A 20,559-nucleotide genomic window follows, 5' to 3' on the forward strand; every position below is an offset into this window, starting at 1 on the left:
CGGGCAGCCCGCCCGCTTGCGTTTCCTCCAATGGACATCACGTCATGAAAATTACCAAGCTCACCACCTATATCGTTCCGCCGCGCTGGCTGTTTCTCAAGATCGAAACCGACGAGGGCATCGTCGGCTGGGGAGAGCCGGTGGTTGAAGGCCGCGCTCTGACCGTCGAGGCGGCCGTGCACGAACTCGCCGACTATCTCATCGGCAAGGATCCGTTCCTCATCGAGGACCACTGGAATGTGATGTATCGCGGCGGCTTCTATCGCGGCGGCGCCCTGCACATGAGCGCGCTTGCCGGGATCGATCAGGCGCTCTGGGACATCAAGGGCAAGGCGCTCGGCCAGCCAATCCATCAACTGCTCGGCGGCCAGTGCCGCGACAGGATCAAGGTCTATTCCTGGATCGGCGGCGACCGGCCGAGCGACGTTGCCCGCAATGCCAAGGAGGTCGTCGCCCGCGGCTTCAAGGCGATAAAGCTCAACGGCTGCGAAGAGCTGCAGATCGTCGACAGCAACGAGAAGATCGACAAGGCCGTCTCGACCATCGGCACAATCCGCGACGCGATCGGCCCGCATGTCGGCATCGGCGTCGACTTCCACGGCCGCGTGCACCGGCCGATGGCCAAGGTCCTTGCCAAGGAGCTCGAACAGTTCAAGCTGATGTTCATCGAGGAGCCGGTGCTGTCGGAAAACCGGGAGGCGCTGAAGGAAATCGCCAATCATTCGTCGACGCCGATCGCCCTTGGCGAGCGCCTCTATTCCCGTTGGGACTTCAAGTCGGTCCTTGCCGACGGTTATGTCGACATCATCCAGCCCGATCTTTCGCACGCCGGCGGCATCACCGAGTGCCGCAAGATCGCGGCGATGGCGGAAGCCTATGACGTGGCGCTGGCGCCGCATTGCCCGCTGGGGCCGATCGCGCTTGCTGCCTGCCTTCAGGTCGATGCCGTCAGCTACAACGCCTTCATTCAGGAGCAGAGCCTCGGTATCCATTACAACGCCGGCAACGACATCCTCGATTACATCTCCAACAAGGAGGTGTTCCGCTACGAGGATGGTTTCGTGTCGATCCCGCAGGGCCCGGGCCTGGGTGTCGAGGTCGACGAGGCCTATGTCATCGAGCGTGCGCGCGAAGGCCATCGCTGGCGCAACCCGATCTGGCGCCACGAGGATGGCAGCGTCGCCGAGTGGTGACGCGACAACGGGTGGATCTACAGCGCCGCGCGTCTTATCAGACGCCCAAAGGACGCTGTAGCACTTTGAATTAGTGCATGTTTTCTCCTTAAATCGGATCCGATTTAAGGAAACATGCAATAGAAAGAGGAGGAAGGACCATGGGCAACCGGCTCGATGGCAAACGCATCGTCATAACGGGTGCGGCCCAGGGCATTGGCCTTGCGATGGCCGAAGTCTTCCACGGCGAGGGCGCCAGCCTCTTTCTGATCGATCGCGATGGGCCGCTCTTGGAAAAGGAAGCAGCAAGACTCCGGGCCGAGGGCGGCCCGGTGTCTTCGGCCGTCGCAGACATTACCGGTGCCCACGCAATCGCTGCGGCCTTCGCCAGGGCCGAGAAAACCATCGGGCGCCCCAACGCGCTGGTCAACAACGCCGGCATCAACGTCTTCGCGGAGCCGCTGGCGACGAGCGAGGAGGACTGGCAGCGCTGCTTCGATGTGAACCTCAAGGGCGCCTGGAACTGCTGCAAGGCCGCGCTCCCGGGCATGATCGAGGCGGGCGGTGGGGTCATCCTCAATATCGCCTCGACGCATGCCTTCACAATCATTCCGCACACCTTCCCCTACCCCGTTGCCAAGCACGCGCTGATCGGCATGACGAAGTCACTCGGCATCGAATATGCATCGAAGGGAATCCGCGTGAACGCCCTGGCGCCGGGCTATGTGCGGACCCAGAAGGTGATCGACTACTGGAACAGCTTTCCCGATCCGGCAGCGGCCGAAGCGGAAACGATGAAGCTGCATCCGGGCGCACGCATCGCGACGCCGGACGAAATCGCCCGCGCCGCCCTGTTCATGATTTCCGATGAGTGCGCGTTCATGAATGCTACCTGCCTGACGGTGGATGGCGGCCTTAGCGTGCTCCATCATCCGGCCTGATTGGCGGTTCCCGGCGTCGCCGCGACAAAGGCAGCGTGGTCGGCCCCGCGCTTCGACAGCAGTTCCGCTGCAGGCGGTTATTGAAGGCCGTGTGCACCGTCGTCTCCCTGGGTGTGCGCGTGGGGACGCATTCATTCCAGGGGCCGCTGTCCATCGTTCCCTTCCTCGGACGCCTGACCTCCAAGGATCGTCAGGAAGGCTTCCCTCGAGGCGCAAATGAAGGCCGCGCGCGCTTCACCCGGGCTCCTCCGGTGCTTTAGCGCCGCCTCGCAGGCGCGCATCGCATAGCTGTAATAGGCGCCACCTCGAACTGGCCATTCGCGCTCCAAACACTTCATTGCGTCGAGCGGTCCAACGACCGTGCGACATTTCCCGTCCAGCATGCTGATACTGACCGGCGCCCCCCATGGAATCTCGTACATCGCTTTCCTTTCCTGTCCCCGAGCGGGGGCATCGGCGCGGGGTGAGGAACGAGCGAAACGGGTTTCCGCGCATCCCGCGAGCTGGAATGGCTTGGGCCAAATGACTTCGGACCGGCCGGTGCCGGGTCATGCCCAATGACTTTCGACTTGTGGCATCATGATTTCCGAAAGATCGAATCCGACTTTCCGGCTGATGCTCTTGTGCGACGCTTCCGGGTTGCGAATGCCTACCGGCTCCGGATGGAGAGGTGCGCCTCTTCGGCAGCCTTGATAAATGCCCTGCGGGCTTTCTCGGTCTTGACCTTGCCCTCGAGGGCCTGCAGGCAGACGCGTTTTGCGGCGGCAAGGGCACGCCCGTTCTGATGGGGCCACCGCAGCATCAGGCACTCGACGGCCTCGCGCGTGCTCTTCACGTCGCGGTATTTGCCTGCGTCACCGAGTTCCAACTGGACACTCCTGTCCCACCAGAAACTGTGCATGGCGTCCTGCCTCACAGGTCGTTTTCGTTGGAATTCAAACCCGTGGGAGCCGGTTTTGGTTCCATCCGTAACACGAGAACGGTGGGATATTATCGCGCAATTGGTGTTTCTGCGCACGCCCTATGAGACGGCGAAGTGGCGTGTCGGTCGCGCGTCCACCCTTGACGAGACGCTTGCCGCTGCTAAGTAAGAGACGATCCCGCCTTTTAGACATCGAACCGCGGGACGAACATTGGTGCCGGGCCCCTCTGGCGAGAGTTTTACGGCGCTCTCGTGATGTCGGTACCGCCAGCAAATGAGCCGGCGGATTAGCTACCATGAAAACTCAACTCATGCCCAACGCATGTGCCTGTTCGGCTGTGCGCTTTTTCCTTACTGAAGATCTCTCGTTCGTAATCGCCGAGGCACATTGTGCCGGGGAGGATCGTCCATGATCCAGCCCCATTCGCACACGACCGGCCTCGGCTATTTCAAGTGGGCCTTTATCGTGACAGGCCTCGGTCTGCTGCTTGGCGTCTGGCTCGGCTGGCAGTCGACCGGTACTTTCAGCGGCACCATGACCGTCTTCTTCATCTGCGCGGTGCTCGCTGTTCTCGAAATTTCGCTCTCCTTCGACAACGCCATCGTCAACGCCAACAAGCTCAAGGAGATGACGCCGGTCTGGCAACACCGGTTTCTGACCTGGGGCATCATCATTGCCGTCTTCGGCATGCGTATCGTCTTTCCGCTGCTGATCGTCGTCATAGCCGCCAATATCGGGCCGATTGACGCGGTCATCCTGGCGGCGGTGCGCCCCGAAGAATACGCCCGTATCATGAACGATGCACATCTGCCGATCGCCGCCTTCGGCGGAACGTTCCTGATGATGGTCGGTCTCACCTACTTCTTCGATCAGGAGAAGGACGTGCACTGGATCGCCTGGCTGGAGCGCAAGATGGCACGCTTCGCAACGATCAAGGGCATCGAGATCGCCCTTGTCCTGAGCGTCATCCTGGCGTTCTCGACCTTGCTCGAAGCCGAGCATGTGCACACCTTCGTCTATGCCAGCATCTATGGTCTGCTTACCTTCCTCGTTGTCGAGGTTGTCGGCGGTCTGCTCGATGCTTCGCAACAGACGATGAGCGCGGCGGCGAAGGGCGGTTTCGGTGCGTTTCTCTACCTGGAAGTGCTCGATGCCAGCTTTTCGTTCGACGGCGTCATCGGGGCCTTCGCCTTGACGCAGAACCTGTTCATCATCGCGATCGGTCTCGGCATTGGCGCCATGTATGTCCGCTCGATGACGGTCATGCTGGTCGAGAAGGGCACGCTCAACGAATATCGCTACCTGGAGCATGGTGCCTTCTACGCGATCCTGATCCTTTCGGTGGTGATGTATTTCCAGACGCTGATCCACATTCCGGAGGTCATTACCGGTCTTGGTGGCGCGGGCCTCATCGGCCTTTCGTGGTGGTCGTCGATCCGTCACAATCGGCGCCACCCAGAGGCCAGTGAAAACGAGCCGAACCAGCGGTTTCGCGTCGAGGCCTGAGAGCGAGGTAAGGCATTAGAAACGTTGTCGAAAACGGCTCGGCGAGATAACCGCAGGGCCGTTTTTTGCTGTCGTCGGATGCGGAATAAGCGGCGCCTAAGCCATTGATCTGGGTCAATGTGATTGACGGCGATGCGGTTAGACTGAACTCCGAAGTCAACGGGAGATTTTCATGTTCCGCAACATTCTCATTCCCACCGACGGTTCGCCGCTCGCTACGCTCGCCCTGGATGCCGGTATTGCCTTTGCCAAAGAAGCCGGAGCGAAGATCACGGTGCTGACCGTGATGGAGCCATTCAATCTCTTTTCGACCGATGCGGAACAGCTCGCCAGCACGAAGGAGGAATATGAGGCGTTGTCCCGTCAGCATGCCGGGGAAATACTTGCCGCCGCTACGGCGAAGTCCGAGCGGACCGGCGTACCGTGCGAAACGGATCAGGCCCGCAGCCACGAGGTCTACCGTGCAATCATCAACAAAGCGCACGATATCGGTGCCGATCTCATCATCATGGCGTCGCACGGCCGCGGCGGTGTCGGTGCCCTGATCATCGGTAGCGTCGCCGCGAAGGTGTTGACGCATTCGACGATCCCCGTGCTCATCTACAGGAACAAGTAGCGCGCGAAGCGGTCAAGCCGCGACGAATTTTCTTCGGCTTTCCAGGTTTTCGGCCCGGCGTCTCACAACGCCGGGATTTTTTTTGGCCATTGCCGGAAAAGCGTCAAAGTTTCGCGTGATGGGGTGCGTGCCTGGTGGACGGCTGCGGGGGACCGATCCGTTCGACCTACTGCATGTATCCTTAAATCGTAGCCGATCTAAGGATAAAACATGTAGCAATTCAGAGTGCTGAAACGGCGGGGAGGGATGTCCTTGAGCGTCAATCCGAACGATCTTGCGCTTCTTGCGGTGATGCGGCGCTACTTCCTGGTGAAGGATGAAGTCAATGTTCTGAAGGCCCGTCTGGAGGCCTCCCGGAAGGACGTCGCTGAGGAAATCAACCGCTTCTACGACCCGCGCACGAATGCGACCCATGCCGAAGACATTCTGGCGTGGCACCGGCTCAGGAAGGAGATGGATGAATTGATGAGCCTTGCCGCGACCTGGGGTAGGGGCGGCAACATCGAGACCCAGCAGCTTGCGTTGGAAGCGGCTGCGGAACCCGCTGCGGCCAACATCCCCTCTTTTCTCGATGTCCGGCCGTCATTGGATTGAAGGGCGATCCGTTTATCGGTTCAAGGCAGACCGCACGTCCTCGATCACGGGGAGTGCCGCGATGAGCACCAAGGGTGCCGCAAGAAAAAGCGCCGCAGAAACGCCCAGTTTGTTGAAGAGAAGGGCGCCGCAAATCCCGCCAACCAGGAAAAGGCCGATCAGGGACGTGAGAAGACGCAACTTCCGGCGGTCGGCGCGGACATGCAGTCTGGAGCTTCTGGCGCTGTCGCGGTTCCAGTAGACCAGCTTGCCGATCTCGATGCCCGTGTCGGTCACCAGGCCGGTCACGTGGGTGGTGCGGATTCTTGCGCCGGAGAGCTTCGTGATGATGGCGTTCTGCAGCCCCATGATGAAGCAGAGAAGCATGATCGTTGCCGATACGGCGACGGTTTCGCTGAGGTGGTTCCCGCTTATTGCGAAGCAGACAAGCAGGAATGCCTCGAACAGCAGCGGAAGCGCATATTCCGCCTGCAGGTCCAGCCGCCGGCCCCAGTTGATGAGGATGGCGGAGGTGGCGGCGCCGGCAACGAAGGAAAAGAGCGCGGAAAGGCCGGCTACAACCAGTGCAATATTACCAAGGACGATGTTGTCCGCGATCGCCGAGACGATACCCGACATATGCGACGTATATTGATGTACAGCCATGAAGCCGCCAGCATTGGCAGCCCCGGCGACGAATGTCAGGTAGAAGGCGAGATGGCGATCGGTCGCCTCACTGCGTTCCTTCGCAGTCAGGTTGCGGAGATAGTATTTCATGTTCGGTCGTTGGTGCCGAAAAGTGTCGGATTGGCAGATGGGAAGTGCGATTCATCCGATAGCACAAGATCGGCGCAGCTGTCCGTCCAATCTTGCGTTTGGTATAGTTTATCGCGGGCGTATATGCGCGGCGGGGATATGCAGAAGGATGCGCCGCGTGCGGGAAGACCGAAGGGGCGCTTTGCCGGCGATACGGGGCCAAACAAACTCGGCCCGACAGCAGTCAATAATTTAAGCTTTCGAAGGGATAATTGTTTCCCGGGGAACAACTCTACATTGCTGCCTCTGGATAGATCGGTCAGCAGAGTTCAAGCGGCCCGCTGGGCCGGCGCGGAGATTTCAATCAGTGCCTAAATCAAAAGCAGCATCAAATCGAACGAGCATCGATCCCGCGGAGGCGTTGCGAGGCTGCCGCACGGCCTTCATCGGCGTCGGTATGGCCAGCGCGCTCGTCAACATTCTCTATCTCACCGGCTCGTTCTTCATGCTTGAAGTCTACGACCGGGTCCTGCCGAGCCGAAGCATTCCTTCGCTGATCGCGCTCTCCTTCCTGGCACTGCTGCTCTACGGCTTCCAGGGCGCGTTCGAGCTGATCCGCGGCCGCATGCTGGTGCGTATCGCCGGCGCCCTCGACGAAACGATGAGCGCTCGGATCTACCGGGCGCTCGTCAAGGCACCCTTGAAGCTGAGGATGCAGGGAGATGGTCTGCAGGCGCTGCGTGATTTCGACCAGGTGCGATCCTTCCTGTCAGGCGCTGGTCCGGCTGCCCTGTTCGACCTGCCGTGGCTGCCCTTCTATATCGCCATCTGCTTTCTCTTCCATCCTGTCATCGGCTTCATAGCGATCGGCGGCGGGCTGGTCCTTACACTTCTGACCTATCTCACCAATAGCGGCACCCAGGCGCCGGCCAAGAAGGCGGCGGAGGCGGGAGGGCTGCGCAATGCTTTCGCCCAAGCGTCGCAGCGCAATGCCGAGGTCGTTCAGGCCATGGGCATGGCAGGGCGGATGACCGACCTCTGGGAACGGCGCAACGAGGATTTCCGCCTGGAAAACCGTCGCACATCCGATATCGGCAATGGCTATGGTGCGGTGTCGAAGGTCTTCCGCATGGCGTTGCAGTCAGGTGTGCTGGCGGCGGGTGCGGTTCTGGTGATCAAGGGCGAAGCCTCGCCGGGCATCATCATCGCCGGCTCGATCCTGACGGCTCGCGCGCTTGCGCCCGTGGAGCTCGCCATCGGCAACTGGCGCGGTCTCGTCGCCGCGCGGCAGAGCTGGCAACGGCTGAAGGACCTGCTCAAGGCACTGCCGGAGGCCGAGGCGCCGCTGGCGCTGCCGGCCCCGCGCGACCGCCTGAGCGTCGAGGGACTGGCGAGCGGACCGCCGGCGGCCCAGCGGTTGATCTTCACCGACATCAGTTTCACCGTCCGTGCCGGCAGCGCGCTCGGCGTGATCGGTCCGAGCGCGTCGGGCAAGTCCTCGCTCGCCCGCGCCATCCTCGGCGTTTGGCCGGCCTATCGCGGTTCCGTGCGGCTTGACGGCGCGGCTCTCGACCAATGGGACAGCGATGCCCTCGGCAAGCATATCGGCTATTTGCCACAGGACGTGGAACTTTTCGCTGGAACGGTTGCACAGAATATCTGCCGTTTCGCTGAAGACGCTACGCCCGAGGCGATCGTCGCGGCTGCCACGGCGGCGCGCGTCAACGACCTGATCCTTCGCCTTCCGAACGGCTATGAAACCGAAATCGGCGAGGGCGGCACTGCGCTTTCGGCCGGGCAGCGCCAGCGCATAGCGCTCGCCAGAGCGCTTTATGGAGATCCCTTCCTCGTCGTGCTCGACGAGCCCAATTCCAATCTCGACGCCGAAGGCGAGCAGGCGCTCAGCGAGGCGATCATGAATGTTCGCGCCCGCGGCGGCATCGTTGTCGTTATCGCGCATCGGCCGAGCGCGCTTGCGAGCACCGACCTCGTGCTGATGATGCAGGACGGGCGCATGCAGGCCTTCGGACCGAAGGATGAGGTGCTGGGCAAGGTGCTGCGCAGGGAACGCGTGCAGCAGTCAGAGCGGCCGGCGCCGCTCAAAATTGTCGGGGACGGCCAGGAGGTGGCGAAATGAGCGACGGGAAGAAGCAGGTGTTGAGCGCCCGCCGCTCGCTCGGGCGCCACATGATCGCGGTCTCCACATTGGCTATCGCCCTTGTCGTTGGCGTGGGCGGCTGGGCGGCGACGACGGAGCTGTCGAGCGCGATCGTTGCCGGTGGCGTCGTCGTTGTCGACGACAATGTCAAGAAGGTCCAGCACCTGACCGGCGGGATCGTCGGCGAGCTCCTGGTCCGCGAAGGCGACCGGGTTCATGCGGGTCAAGTGCTGATCCGTCTCGACGGTACTACCGTTCGCGCCAATCTGGCGATTGTCGAAAGCACGCTGGCGCAACTCTATGCCCGCCGCGCCCGGCTTCAGGCCGAGCGCCTTGGTGCCGTCTCTTTCGAAGTCGACAAGGATCTCGACAAGTTCATCTCCAGTGCCGCGGCGACGAAGCTCGTCGATGGCGAGCAGAGGCTCTTTGCCAGCCGCCGGTCGGCGCTTATCGGCATGAAAGACCAGCTCGCCTCCCGAAAGGCGCAGTTGGCCGACGAAATCGAGGGGCTTACGGTCCAGTTGCAGGCGATCGAGGACGCGCTCAAGCTGATCGCGGAGGAGCTTACCGGTGTCGATTCGCTCTACGGCCAGGGCCTGGTGCCGATGCAGCGTGTAACGACGCTGAAGCGCCAGCGTGCCGAACTCGAGGGTGACCGCGGACAGCGCATCGCCGCCCGCGCCCAGGCGCGCGGCAAGTCGAGCGAGATCGACCTGCAGATCCTCCAGCTCGATGAGGATCGGCGGACGGAGATCTCCAAGGACCTGACGGATGTCGAGGCGAAGATCGCCGAATACGAGGAGCGGCGGACCGCGGCATCCGACCAGTTGCGTCGGCTCGATATTACGGCGCCGCTTTCCGGCCGCGTCTATCAGCTCGCCGTGCACACGGTAAACGGCGTGGTCAATCCCGGTGAAACGCTGATGCTCGTCGTGCCCGAGGCCGACGACCTGACGGTTGAGGCGCGCGTTGCGACCCATGACATCGACCAGATCCATGTCGGCCAGCCGGTCGAAATCCGCTTCAGCGCCTTCAATCAGCGCACGACGCCGGAGGTCGAGGCGGAGGTGGCAACGATCGCGCCGGACCTCGTTACCGACGAGCGCACCGGCGCCAGCTACTACCCCTTGCGCATCCGGCCGAAGAAGGAGAGCCTCGCCAAGCTCAATGGGCTCTCGCTCTATCCCGGCATGCCGGCCGAGGTGTTCATCAAGATCGCCGATCGCACCGTGATCTCCTACCTGACGAAGCCGCTCACCGACCAGATGCGGCATGCGTTCCGGGAGGATTAATCCGGCGCGATTCAACGGAAAGTGCGCAACCGTTTTCCATCCGGAATTGGTTGCGCACGGTTCAAGCTAATTCCAGGTTCGGCGGGCGAGCGCGTCCGCGTTTCATGCCAGCCTCTTCACCAGCAAATCTTCGTTGCGGTCCATACAGGCTACCCATCCTTAGGTGTAGCTCGATCGCCAACCTGCTTCACCATAGAGTCCGCGACGTGGCTCGTGACCGACACGCCTCGATCACGCAGAACAAGAAGCACATCATGTCGCAGGCAGAACCAAACCCCGTACGATTGGTAAGCAGGAGACAAACATGAGCTTGGACAACATCTCACACCTCGGTAGACCGGAGCTCGACGAGCTGGTTCCGTCGCGCTATGCGGTGCCGGTCGGCGAGATTGACGTGCTGGTAATCAGCGATGGAGTGCTGACACCGCCAGCCGAGTCAATGGCCACCAACGCCGACCCGGCCATCCGGGCAGCATGGCTGGACGACATGTTCCTGTCGCAGGACGCCTTCGATTGGGCATTGAACGCGGTCGTGGTGCGCAGCGGCGGCCAGACGATACTCATCGACAGTGGTCTAGGGGAGGAGTACCCGGACTTCCCTCGGGCCGGGCAGTTTGTCCATCGGCTGGAGGCTGCCGGCGTCGATCTTGCGTCGGTGACCGACGTGGTGCTGACCCACATGCACTTTGACCACGTTGGCGGGCTGCTCGTCGATGGCGTGAAGGACCGGCTGCGCCCGGACCTGCGGGTCCACGTGTCCGCCGCAGAGACCAAGTTCTGGGAGTCGCCCGATTTCTCCCGCACGGCCATGCCGCCGGCGCTTGCGGATTTGGCCCGGCGAGCGTCCCTGCAATTCCTGGACGAGTACCGCAGTCATCTCCGAACCTTCGAGGAGGAGTCCGAGGTGGCACCGGGCGTGGTCGTCACTCGCACCGGCGGCCACACGCCGGGGCACAGCGTTGTCCGCATGAAGTCTGGCGGCAACCGGCTGATGTTCGCCGGCGACGCCCTGTTTCCGGTTTCTTTCGACCACCCCGAGTGGCACAACGGTTTCGAACACGACCCGGAGGAGGCGACCCGTGTTCGGCTCCGTCTTATGCGGGAGTTGGCGGAGACAGGCTCGTTACTGGTGTCCACGCACATGCCGTTCCCCTCCGTTGGCCATGTGACGGCCGCCGGCAATCTCTTTCGTTGGGTACCGGCCTGGTGGGACTACTGACCGCTTACTGCGGTTAGGACCGAACTACTGCATGTTCCTTAAGTCGGAAGGATCAAATCACCCAGCAATTCAACGTGCTACAGCGAGCTTTGCGCGTCTGATAAGACGCGCGGCGCTGTAGCGCGCTTGCGGCGTTCCTCCACGGACAGCTTGCGCAGAGACCGCATCGATCTCGGCCTACAATCTGGCAGCCTACCCCGCATCGCTTTCCGGCAGAGCGAAATGAAAGACGGCGCCTCGGGGTTCATTGGGCGTCACCCAAATGGATCCGCCGTGGGATTCGATGATCGTCCGGCATATGGCCAGGCCCATCCCCAGGCCATTGGGTTTGGTGGAATGGAATGCATCGAACACGCGCTCTCGGTGCTCCTCCGTCAAGCCGGGGCCTGAATCGCCAACGGCAATCACCGCGCGCCCAGATGCATCGGTGCTGGACACGACGGTAAGATCGAGTGGCTGTGCAGTATCGGCAGTCATTGCCTCCACCGCGTTGACGATCAGGTTCAGAACGACTTGCTGAATCTGGACGCGGTCGGCCGAAACAGCCGGCAAGGTCTCAGCGAGATCCGTCTTCACGACGATGCCATTCCGCCTGACCTCGGCGCTTGTCAGAGCAAGTGTTTCGGAGACGACGTCGTTGATGTCCACCGCCTCTCTGCGCGGCGAGGTCTTCTTCACCAGGGCTCGGATGCGATCGAGGATTTCAGTGGCCAGGCGACCATCCCTGATGACGCGCTCGAAGGCGCCGCGCACCCGCTCCAGGTTCGGCGGATCGGCCACGAGCCATCGCAGACCCGCATTGCCGCTGGCCACGACACTAGTGAGGGGTTGGCTCACGTCGTGGACAATCCAGGCAGAAAGCTGGCCCATGGTCGCGACACGGTTGGCATGGGCCAGCTCCGACTGCAGCTCGCGGTAGCGCCGCTCACTTTCGCGGATCCGCGCCTCCGCCTGTTTGCGCTCGGTCAGGTCGATAATGTAGGCGACGCCCTGGTCAGGCCGCCTATCGAAAGCCGCTGCCCCGATCAGGACCGGTATCCGGCTGCCGTCTTTCCTGAAATACTCCTTTTCTCGGGCTTTCATGGTTCCGGTCGCCTTGAGCTCTTCTGCTTCCTGAAGGGCGTGCACTTCCTGCCATTCGGGAGGCGTCATATCGAACCAGCTCAGCCCGGCGTCGAGATCCGCGCGCTCGTACTGGACCATGCGCAGGAACGCATCGTTGGCGTCGAGCAGACGCCCATTCAGGTCCCAGATGACGATGCCGATGACGTTGGACTCGACCAGGCGGCGGATCCTGGCCTCGCGCTCCTCCAGCTCTCCGTAGAGGCGTGTATTTTCCAGCGAGATCGCGGCCTGCGAAGCGAGCAGCTTGAGCACCGCAATGCGATCCGCCGTAAAGACGTGAGCGGAGAGGTTGTTCTCCAGATAGAGCACACCGATGAGCTTGGCTTGGGTCGTTAGCGGTAGGCACAACAGCGAGCGCGGCCTCTTGCCGCCGATGTAGGGGTCGGCCGAGAACGGCGTCTGGGCCGAAGCGTCGCCCAGGATCACATTCTCCCGGGTGCGCATCGCGTAGTGCACGATCGATACCGGAAGCCCGGCCTCACTCAGGTCTGTCTTGCGCAGATCCACGGTTACAGCATCGGCGCCGGTCACGGCCTCGGCCTCCACCCGGTGCTCATCGCCACGCGACAGGATCAGCACGGCCCGACCGGCGCCGGCGTGCTCTATTGCCGTGCGCATGAGCGTGTCGATCAGCTTGTCGAGGACGATTTCGCCGGAGACGGCCTGCGAGACCCTGATGACGGTAGCGACGTCCAGATGCTCCAAAGTTGCCTCAGTTGTGCCGGTCGGGCCGACGGGCAGCCGTTCCTCGCGCGCGGATGGATGCAACTCATCGAGCTGGCGCACCTTCCCGTCGGCGCCCCAGCGCAGATAGCAGTAGCGCGCCTCACGCAGGTATTGCCGGGCAATCCTATCGAAGCCGCGCCGAGCATAGAATTGGGCCGCCAGCTCGCAGGCGATGGCCGCGTGCTGCAGGAAGCCGTTCTCGTATGCGAGGCGGATGCTGTCTTCGTAGAGACGTTGTGCTTTCAGCTCGCGCCCATCCAGGCGGGCAATCTCGGCTTCGACTAGCACATGCTTGTCAGCGAACGTGGGCGAGCGCGTTTCCTCGGCCCAGGTGCTGAGCTGCCGGTGGTGCGCATCGAGGAGCTTGCGCAGTGCGCCGCGCTGCCCGACGGACACCTCTTCCATCCGAGCGGCAAGGGCGAGCGCGCTGTAATAGTGATAGTCCAAATGAAAGCCGGCCGACGACTTCCAGCTCGATCTTGGCTCACTTTTGCGCTGGCCCTGGACGATCTTGAGCCACAGGCTAGGTTGAAGTTTGTCGGCCGCCGCCAAGGCGGCGCGGTGGTCGCCCGCCAGGAAATGCAGCATGATCTTGCGGGTCCAGTAATACCAGCCGACGACCATGCGTGAGTCGGTCAGCGCCGCCGCGAACTCGGTCTCGTCGAACTCGTCGTCGCTGAATTCCGCCAGACCACGCGTGAGCCCCCGCAGGCAGGCGATTGCCCGCTCGCTTGCGACGATCATATCCATGCCGTCCCGGAAGCCGGTGCGGCGTGCAGAGTCCAGGTATGCCTTGCACTCGGCGGCATCCTGCTGAAGGCTGTGACCGCGCACCAGGAGGTGCAACCCGATATGTCCGGCGGAATAGCAGGCAAAATAGAGGTCTCCCGCCTCCACGCCTCTCCGGTACGCCTTGCGCCAGCAGTCGATGGCGGTCGTGAGCGGCTCGGTCCACGAGGCCGCCAGCGCCATCGTATCGCCGACACGGGCCATGTCCAGCAACACATTGCGCCTCTCAGCGAGTTCGCCGGCTAAGTTGGCCAGCCGATATCCATCGTGGTAGCGGCCAAACGCGGGACCCATGAAAAACCCAAGCAAAGCGTACCCTTGGTTCGATATGTTGGCCGCGCCATGGACAAGACTGAGATTGACCATTCGGCAGCCGGCCAGGATCGCCAGGTTGAAATCTGTGAAATAGGCGGGTGCCCAGAGCTCGGCCAGAATCCGCATGGCCGCCAGCATCTCGGGATCCGTCATCGGCGGCAGGTCGGCAATACTCTCGAATGGACGGCCGCCCAGATTCTTCCAGACATCGCCGAACTCGCGCTCCGTCTCCTCCCGGCTCGGATGCGGCGGAAAATCGATGTCGAACAGTCGCAGGGCCGCCAGTGCGCTTCCGACCGCCGCGTCATAGTCGGATCTCACTACATGCAGCTCGATCCTCAGCCGGTGGATCGCGGCCTTGTCCACGCGGGTTCGCGCATCGTCCAAGGCGCTTGCGGCCATTCTTTCGGCGCCGTCGAAGTCGCCGTTGAGGAAGGTGCACTCGGCGTGATCCAGCGTCAGCGCGAATGCAAGCGCGTAGTGTGAACTCCAGCCATCCTCTCCGAGCAGCGCTCGGCCGTGGGCAAGAAAATCGCACGCCGCCGCATAGGCTGCCGAGGCCTTTGCCTTCCATCCCGCGCGCAGGTTGAGCGCGGAAGCGGTCGCCCGCTCCGCCGCGTCCGCGCCGGCGATGTCGCTGCGGTTGAAGTGGCTGGCAATGTCGAAGATCTCGGCGTCCACCTCACTCTCGCTGAGCGCCGCCAGCAGGTGCATCCCAATTCTACGGTGGGCACCGGCGCGCTCCGGTTCCCGGAGCAGCGCGTATGCCGCTTCGTGCACGCGGTCATGGGCGAACGCGTAGGCGGCATCGACCTGGTGCAAGAGCCCAACGCGTAGGGCCTCGTGCAGCAGGCTCTGCGTCTCCTGCTGCGAAGCTCCGGTCACTTGCCGGAACCTGTCGATCTCGACGCTGTTGCCTAGGCACGCCAGGTGCTTGAGCGCTCCAAGCGAGGCGTCCGGGAGCCGGCTCAGGCGCTCGATCATCAGGTCGACAACATTGTCGCCCACGCTCTTGGCGCCGACGCGGTCGTCGTCCCAGCGCCACGCCGCGACCTGCTGGTCGAAGACGAGCAGGCCGTCATCGACGAGTGCGCTGACGAACTGGACCGTAAAGAACGGATTGCCGCCGGCCTTCTCGAATACGACCTGCGCGAGCGGGATCGCCGTCTTGGGGTCGGCGCCGAGCGCCTCGGCGACCATAGAGGTAACGTCCTCCAGAAGGATTGGGCCCAGCACCATCTCCTCCACACCGCCTCGCGAGTCACGGATAGTCCTGAGCCTCTGCGTCAGCGGGTGCGTCGAGCCCACCTCGTTGTCGCGGTAGGCACCCACCAGCAGCAGGTGGCGCACCTCAGGCTGCGTGGCGAGATGCTCGAATGCGTCGAGCGTTGCCGAATCCAGCCACTGCAGATCGTCGAGAAACAGCACAAGGGGATGCTCCGGGCGCGCGAACACGCCCAGGAGCTGCCTGAACACCAGCAGGAACCTGCTCTGGGCTTCAGCCGCCGACAGGTCGGGCACCGGCGGCTGCTCGCCGATCACGAGGGCGAGTTCCGGGATCAGGTTCACCATCAGTTGGCCGTTGAGGCCGAGCGCTTCGATGAACGCGACGCGCCAGCGCGCCAGTTCTGCGTCGCTCTTGCTGAGGAGCTGCCGCACCAGGCCCTGGAACGCCTGCGCCAGCGTCGCATAGGGGATGCCGAGTTTGTACTGGTCGAACTTGCCGGCCGCAAACAGGCCACGCGGCGGCACCAGCGCCCTTTGCAGCTCATTGACCACTGACGACTTGCCGATGCCGGAATAACCCGACACTAGCACGAGCCCCGAGGCGCCGTCCGCCAGAACGCGGTCGAAGGCGGTGACGAGGCGCGCTATTTCCGCCTCGCGCCCGTAGAGCTTTTCCTGGAACAGCAGCTGACCCGAAGCGTCGCGAGCCCCCAGCACGAATGGCGCGATTCCCCCGCCTGCCGCCCATTGTTCGAGGCAGTGCTGCAGGTCGGCGCACAGTCCGGCGGCGGTCTGGTAACGGTCCTCCGCTCCCTTGGAGAGCAGTTTCATGATGATCTCGGAGACAGCTCCGGGAATTGCCGGCACGCGCTCGCCCGGCGGTAGAGGCTGGCGGGCTATATGGCAATGGATCCATTCCATCGGCTCGGTGGCTGCGAACGGCAGGACACCCGTCAGCACCTCGTATAGCGTGACGCCCAGTGCATAGAGGTCGCTGCGCGCGTCGATGGAACGGTTCATCCGGCCGGTCTGTTCGGGCGCCATGTAAGCGAAGGTGCCGGCGATCACCTCGGGCGGGGCGGGCGACAGCCGCTCGCGCGGCACGCGCGAGGCGATGCCGAAGCCCGTCAACCTGACCGCGTTGGTGGAGGGGCTGACGAGTACATTACCCGGCTTTATGTCCTTGTGGATGAGCCCGCTCGCGTGCATCTGCGCAACAGCCCCCGAGAGCGCGATGGCGAGCGGCAGGAATTGCCCCAATTCCATCGGTGCACCGACGAGACGGGCCAAAGGCTCGCCTCCTTTATCGTCCAAAAAGAGGAGGTTACGGTCGCGCACGAAGTCCAGCGGCCTCGCAGCCCAGGCGCTATCGAGGCTCCCCCTTAGCTCATATTCATGAGCGAGGCGCCCGAGGCTGTCCGGCCTCGGATGGCTGGCGGATGGCAGCACAGCCAGGACTGTGTCCCCCCTACCGTCGGCGTCCTCGCGCCAGCCTCTGTACAGGACTCGCTCGGCATCTCGCCACAGCAGATCGAAGCCAAGATCTCGGAGGGGATCCTGCGAGCTAGCCGCATTCATGAGCCAATTCCTCCCCGTTGCTCTGCTATGCAGAGCGGCTCAGCGCTCGTCTACTCGCACAACAACTTGGACCTTCAGCGGCTTTGCCGGCTCAATCATATTACTATTGGATGCGCCCGATCAATATCATCGTGGAGTGTTTGAGTTTGCGCTACTCGCGGGCGGTTACGTCGGTGGCGAGGCGGGCGAGAAAGCGTGGGCGAACTGGGACAGGTTTGCCGCCGATCTTCATAGATCGATTTTTCCTACTGGGTCAGGCGACCCAGCTATCGACGCCCTATCTGGGGAACCGCCCCGCAAGTTGATAGAGTGGCCGGCGACATTGCTTGGTATTGCTAAAGAACCGCTCAATCAGATTGCGGGCACGGTAGAGGTGACCGCAGAAGCACATTGGCTCGGTCCGGTTGTTGAGGCGCATACGAGTAAACGCTGGGCGCCGGGCACCGTTCGGCGGGCGAGAGCGGCGCGGCCTTCATACCAGCCTCATCAAATCTCGCTGCGGTCCGCTGAGAGCACAAGCTTGCCCTATCCTCATGTGTGGGTCGATCGCCAACACGCCTCAACGTAGAGTCGGCGACGTCGCTCGTGACCGACACGTCCGATCACGCAAAACAGGAGCATATCATGTCGAAGGTACAAACAAGTCCTCGAACGACCGTTCAGCAGGCGACAAACGCAGGCTTGGGTACCTCACACCACCAGTTGCGGCGTGACGAACTGGTTCCGTCGCGCTACGCGGTGCGGGTCGGCGAGATTGACGTGCTGGTGGTCAGCGATGGAATCATAGAGATACCGGCCGAGGCGATGGCCACCAACGCCGACCCGGCCGTCCGCGCGGCCTGGTTGGGCGACAGGTTCCTCCCGCAGGACGACCTAGATTGGGCACTGAACGCGTTCGTGGTGCGCAGCGGCAGCCAGACGATACTCATCGACAGCGGGCTGGGAGGGGAATACGCGGGCTACCCGCGGGCCGGTCAGTTTGTTCATCGACTCGAGGCCGCCGGCGTCGATCTCGCGTCCGTGACCGACGTGGTGCTGACCCACATGCACTTTGACCACGTTGGCGGGCTGCTCGTCGACGGCGTGAAGGACCGGTTGCGTCCGGACCTGCGGGTCCATGTGTCCGCCGCCGAGGCCAAGTTCTGGGAGTCGCCCGACTTCTCCCGCACCGCCATGCCGCCGGAGTTTGTGGAGGTGATTCGGCGGTCGTCCAGGCAGTTCCTGGATGAGTACCGCAGCCATCTGCGGACCTTCGACGAGGAGTCCGAGGTAGCGCCGGGGGTGGTCGTCACTCGCACCGGCGGCCACACCCCAGGGCATAGCGTCGTCCGCCTGGCGTCCGGCGGCGACCGGCTGATGTTCGCCGGCGACGCCCTGCTCCCGGCCTCGTTCGACCACCCCGAGTGGCACAACGGTTTCGAACACGACCCGGAGGAAGCGACCCGCGTTCGGCTCCGTCTTATGCGGGAGCTGGCGGAGACCGGCTCGTTGCTAGTGTCCACGCACATGCCATTCCCCTCCGTCGGCCATGTGGCGGCCGCCGGCAATCTCTTTCGTTGGGTACCAGCCTGGTGGGACTACTGACCGCTTGTTGGGTTAGAGATGACCGCATGCGTTTGAAAACTGGTCGATCGCTGCCTCGTACGACACCGCCGGTATCGCAGTGCCGTGCGAGCTGCTTGCGGTAGCAAGTGGCCCTTCGCGCCATTGCGCTGCGACGCACGATTGGGTCTCTTCCGAAGCGAAGCGAACGTTCAGCGAGTGCCGTTCAAGTGAAGAGCAAAGCCGTTCGCACCCGGATCCCCGAGATCCGGTCGAAGCTGAAGGCTCGGGATCACATAGTCTCCGGCGTTCTGCCGCCGGTAGGGAATGGGCGGCGTGGAGTCGAGCGTTCGCATCCTCTCGCGCAGGCGCTCGGCCACGGCGTGGAAGCTGGCCTCGTCAAGACGATCGACCCGATAGGCGACGAACGGCGGAAGCACGTCGTAGCCCGGATAAAACAGGATCCCGTGATTGATCGGGAATAGGAGGTCGTCGATCGGCCCATTGATCCCGCGGGCGGAGTAATGCTCCTCCCAGCCGCCGGTGGTCACGAGCAACATCGCGCGTTTCCCCGCGAAGGTTCCTTCGCCGAAGCGGTTGCCCCAATATTTGTCGCTGTGCTCGCCGACACCATAGGCGAAGCCGTAGGCGTAAACGCGATCCACCCAGCCTTTGAGGATCGCCGGCATACTGTACCACCACAGCGGGAACTGCAGGATCAGGACGTCGGCCCACAAGAGCTTTTCGTGCTCGGCTTTTACGTCTTCGGTCAGAGCGTTGGTGGCGAAAGCTTCTCCCGAGGCTTTGGCCACCTTCAATCGCGCGTCCGGGGCGAGCGAGAGAAAGTCGGCATGATCGATCTCGGATTTCCAGCGGTCGGCGTAAAGGTCCGACATGCGCACCTCGTGGCCCTGGGCCTCCAGTTCCTTGATGGCGATATCGCGAAGCGCGCCATTGAGCGAACGCGGTTCGGGATGGGCGAATACGAGCAGAACTTTCATAAGGTCGGCCTCCGACAGCAAAATCGATGCTTAGGTAGCCAACGCGGCAGCGATCCGCTAGATCTACATAATGGATATGATTTTGCCGAAAAATGGATAAGTACGACGTCACGCTGGAACGCATGCGCACCTTCGTCCGGGTGGCCGAGCGTGGGAGCCTGTCGGCTGTTGCGCGCGAGTTCGGAGTGGGCCAGTCGACGGTCACGCGCCATCTCAGGGAACTCGAGGAGGCGGTCGGCGTGCCTCTCATCAGCAGGACGACGCGGCGCGTCACCATGACCGATGAAGGCAGCCGCTATTACGCCAACTGCGTTCAAGTCCTTCGCCTCGTCGAGCAGGCCACGGACGAGGCGCGCGGCACGCGTGGCGCTCCAGCCGGCACTATCCGTCTATCCTGTACGGCGGCCTTCGGCGTCATGCATGTCAGCCGGTTGATTTTCGTTTTCCAGGATCGCTATCCCGATATCGGGGTGGACCTCAGCCTCACCGACGAGCGGATCGACCTCGTGCGCGAGGGGTTCGATATCGCGCTTCGCCTGGGCCCGCTTGCGGACAGCTCCATGAAACTCAGAGCGCTCGGCCAGTCCCGGCGCCTGCTGGTGGCGGCGCCGGGCTATCTTGCGGCGCGGGGTGTGCCGGCTGTGCCGCAGGACCTGTCTGGCCATGAGGCTATCCGGATGTCGAACGTGGCGGGAAGCGACACCCTCACCCTGCATGGGCCGGGCGGAGGGTCCCATGCCGTGCCCTTCGGGGGACGGCTCCGGGTCGATCACGGCCTTGCAGCGCGCGAAGCTCTCGTCGCCGGGCGCGGCATTGCGCCCGCGCATCAATGGCTGGTTGACGACCTCCTGGCGACCGGACGGCTGACGGCGATCTTGGCCGACTATTCGCTTCCGTCCGTTCCGTTGAGCATGCTGATCGTTCCGGAACGGGCGGGCATTGCGCGGGTGCGGCTGCTGGTCGACTTTCTCGTCGAGCAAATCGGCCTCGTCCCGGGGATCGAAAAGCCGCGGCCCAAGCACGGCTCCCGGCTCGAAGAACCGGCCGCTGGAGGTGACCTCCGGGAGAACTAGCCTGGAAACGACGAAACGCCCGCCCCG

The 20,559-nt window shown here is 62.9% G+C and carries 14 protein-coding genes and 2 pseudogenes; 10 read left to right on the plus strand and 6 right to left on the minus strand.

What is annotated here, in order from left to right; all coding sequences use genetic code 11:
• Positions 1–44: 44 nt before the first annotated feature.
• Positions 45–1,193, plus strand: coding sequence for a galactonate dehydratase (gene dgoD, locus QN222_RS08040; protein ID WP_283962141.1), 1,149 nt, complete (start codon positions 45–47; stop codon positions 1,191–1,193).
• 140 nt (positions 1,194–1,333) lie between these two features.
• A complete protein-coding gene (locus QN222_RS08045) occupies positions 1,334–2,113 on the plus strand; it encodes an SDR family oxidoreductase (RefSeq protein ID WP_283962140.1) in 780 nt (259 codons plus the stop codon).
• A 131-nt stretch (positions 2,114–2,244) separates the two neighbouring features.
• Here QN222_RS08045 and QN222_RS08050 read toward each other — a convergent pair whose 3' ends face one another.
• Positions 2,245–2,535, minus strand: a complete 291-nt coding sequence (locus QN222_RS08050) for a DUF982 domain-containing protein (protein WP_283962139.1) — start codon at positions 2,533–2,535, stop codon at positions 2,245–2,247.
• Positions 2,536–2,762: 227 nt separating this feature from the next.
• Positions 2,763–3,014 (minus strand): DUF982 domain-containing protein, encoded by a 252-nt coding sequence (locus QN222_RS08055; protein ID WP_283962138.1) that lies wholly within the window; start codon positions 3,012–3,014, stop codon positions 2,763–2,765.
• Positions 3,015–3,444: 430 nt separating this feature from the next.
• Here QN222_RS08055 and QN222_RS08060 point away from each other — a divergent pair, with 430 nt between their 5' ends.
• The 3 genes from QN222_RS08060 (at position 3,445) to QN222_RS08070 (ending at position 5,752) form a co-directional block, all read left to right on the plus strand.
• Complete coding sequence (locus tag QN222_RS08060; RefSeq protein WP_283962137.1) at positions 3,445–4,542, plus strand: DUF475 domain-containing protein; 1,098 nt, start codon at positions 3,445–3,447, stop codon at positions 4,540–4,542.
• Between the two features lie 172 nt (positions 4,543–4,714).
• A complete protein-coding gene (locus QN222_RS08065) occupies positions 4,715–5,158 on the plus strand; it encodes a universal stress protein (protein ID WP_283962136.1) in 444 nt (147 codons plus the stop codon).
• A 246-nt stretch (positions 5,159–5,404) separates the two neighbouring features.
• Positions 5,405–5,752, plus strand: coding sequence for a hypothetical protein (locus tag QN222_RS08070; protein ID WP_283962135.1), 348 nt, complete (start codon positions 5,405–5,407; stop codon positions 5,750–5,752).
• 30 nt (positions 5,753–5,782) lie between these two features.
• Here the strand turns inward: QN222_RS08070 and QN222_RS08075 are convergent.
• Positions 5,783–6,508, minus strand: a pseudogene (locus QN222_RS08075) (YoaK family protein); the annotation flags it as partial.
• A gap of 346 nt (positions 6,509–6,854) precedes the next feature.
• Between QN222_RS08075 and QN222_RS08080 the strand changes: the two are divergent.
• The 3 genes from QN222_RS08080 to QN222_RS08090 all read left to right on the plus strand — a co-directional run bounded on the left by QN222_RS08080 (position 6,855) and on the right by QN222_RS08090 (position 11,156).
• The gene (locus QN222_RS08080; RefSeq protein ID WP_283962134.1) at positions 6,855–8,624 is read left to right on the plus strand and encodes a type I secretion system permease/ATPase; all 1,770 of its coding nucleotides are present in this window, start codon (positions 6,855–6,857) and stop codon (positions 8,622–8,624) included.
• Complete coding sequence (locus QN222_RS08085; protein ID WP_283962133.1) at positions 8,621–9,937, plus strand: HlyD family type I secretion periplasmic adaptor subunit; 1,317 nt, start codon at positions 8,621–8,623, stop codon at positions 9,935–9,937. The genes QN222_RS08080 and QN222_RS08085 overlap by 4 nt, the downstream gene beginning before the upstream one ends.
• A 304-nt stretch (positions 9,938–10,241) precedes the next feature.
• Positions 10,242–11,156 (plus strand): MBL fold metallo-hydrolase, encoded by a 915-nt coding sequence (locus QN222_RS08090; RefSeq protein WP_283962132.1) that lies wholly within the window; start codon positions 10,242–10,244, stop codon positions 11,154–11,156.
• 192 nt (positions 11,157–11,348) lie between these two features.
• Here the strand turns inward: QN222_RS08090 and QN222_RS08095 are convergent, their stop codons facing one another.
• Both QN222_RS08095 and QN222_RS08100 read right to left on the minus strand, forming a co-directional pair.
• The gene (locus QN222_RS08095) at positions 11,349–16,916 is read right to left on the minus strand and encodes an AAA family ATPase (protein WP_336621014.1); all 5,568 of its coding nucleotides are present in this window, start codon (positions 16,914–16,916) and stop codon (positions 11,349–11,351) included.
• Positions 16,917–17,229: 313 nt separating this feature from the next.
• Positions 17,230–17,325, minus strand: a pseudogene (locus QN222_RS08100) (IS5/IS1182 family transposase); the annotation flags it as partial.
• A 215-nt stretch (positions 17,326–17,540) separates the two neighbouring features.
• Here QN222_RS08100 and QN222_RS08105 point away from each other — a divergent pair.
• Complete coding sequence (locus QN222_RS08105; RefSeq protein ID WP_283965875.1) at positions 17,541–18,500, plus strand: MBL fold metallo-hydrolase; 960 nt, start codon at positions 17,541–17,543, stop codon at positions 18,498–18,500.
• A gap of 170 nt (positions 18,501–18,670) precedes the next feature.
• Here the strand turns inward: QN222_RS08105 and QN222_RS08110 are convergent, their stop codons facing one another.
• Complete coding sequence (locus QN222_RS08110) at positions 18,671–19,459, minus strand: NAD(P)H-dependent oxidoreductase (RefSeq protein WP_283965876.1); 789 nt, start codon at positions 19,457–19,459, stop codon at positions 18,671–18,673.
• A gap of 92 nt (positions 19,460–19,551) precedes the next feature.
• Here QN222_RS08110 and QN222_RS08115 point away from each other — a divergent pair, with 92 nt between their 5' ends.
• Positions 19,552–20,532 (plus strand): LysR family transcriptional regulator, encoded by a 981-nt coding sequence (locus QN222_RS08115; RefSeq protein WP_283965877.1) that lies wholly within the window; start codon positions 19,552–19,554, stop codon positions 20,530–20,532.
• Positions 20,533–20,559: the final 27 nt, after the last annotated feature.

The sequence above is a fragment of the Sinorhizobium sp. 6-70 genome (assembly GCF_030124375.1).
Taxonomy (GTDB): Bacteria; Pseudomonadota; Alphaproteobacteria; order Rhizobiales; family Rhizobiaceae; genus Sinorhizobium.

Bases quoted from the DNA above. Each gene is read 5' to 3' on its own strand.
- QN222_RS08045 (WP_283962140.1), top strand. From the start codon at position 1,334: ATGGGCAACCGGCTCGATGGCAAACGCATCGTCATAACGGGTGCGGCC.
- QN222_RS08070 (WP_283962135.1), top strand. From the start codon at position 5,405: ATGTCCTTGAGCGTCAATCCGAACGATCTTGCGCTTCTTGCGGTGATG.
- QN222_RS08110 (WP_283965876.1), bottom strand. From the start codon at position 19,459: ATGAAAGTTCTGCTCGTATTCGCCCATCCCGAACCGCGTTCGCTCAAT.
- QN222_RS08055 (WP_283962138.1), bottom strand. From the start codon at position 3,014: ATGCACAGTTTCTGGTGGGACAGGAGTGTCCAGTTGGAACTCGGTGAC.
- QN222_RS08050 (WP_283962139.1), bottom strand. From the start codon at position 2,535: ATGTACGAGATTCCATGGGGGGCGCCGGTCAGTATCAGCATGCTGGAC.
- QN222_RS08060 (WP_283962137.1), top strand. From the start codon at position 3,445: ATGATCCAGCCCCATTCGCACACGACCGGCCTCGGCTATTTCAAGTGG.
- QN222_RS08115 (WP_283965877.1), top strand. From the start codon at position 19,552: ATGGATAAGTACGACGTCACGCTGGAACGCATGCGCACCTTCGTCCGG.
- QN222_RS08065 (WP_283962136.1), top strand. From the start codon at position 4,715: ATGTTCCGCAACATTCTCATTCCCACCGACGGTTCGCCGCTCGCTACG.
- dgoD (WP_283962141.1), top strand. From the start codon at position 45: ATGAAAATTACCAAGCTCACCACCTATATCGTTCCGCCGCGCTGGCTG.
- QN222_RS08105 (WP_283965875.1), top strand. From the start codon at position 17,541: ATGTCGAAGGTACAAACAAGTCCTCGAACGACCGTTCAGCAGGCGACA.
- QN222_RS08085 (WP_283962133.1), top strand. From the start codon at position 8,621: ATGAGCGACGGGAAGAAGCAGGTGTTGAGCGCCCGCCGCTCGCTCGGG.
- QN222_RS08095 (WP_336621014.1), bottom strand. From the start codon at position 16,916: ATGAATGCGGCTAGCTCGCAGGATCCCCTCCGAGATCTTGGCTTCGAT.
- QN222_RS08090 (WP_283962132.1), top strand. From the start codon at position 10,242: ATGAGCTTGGACAACATCTCACACCTCGGTAGACCGGAGCTCGACGAG.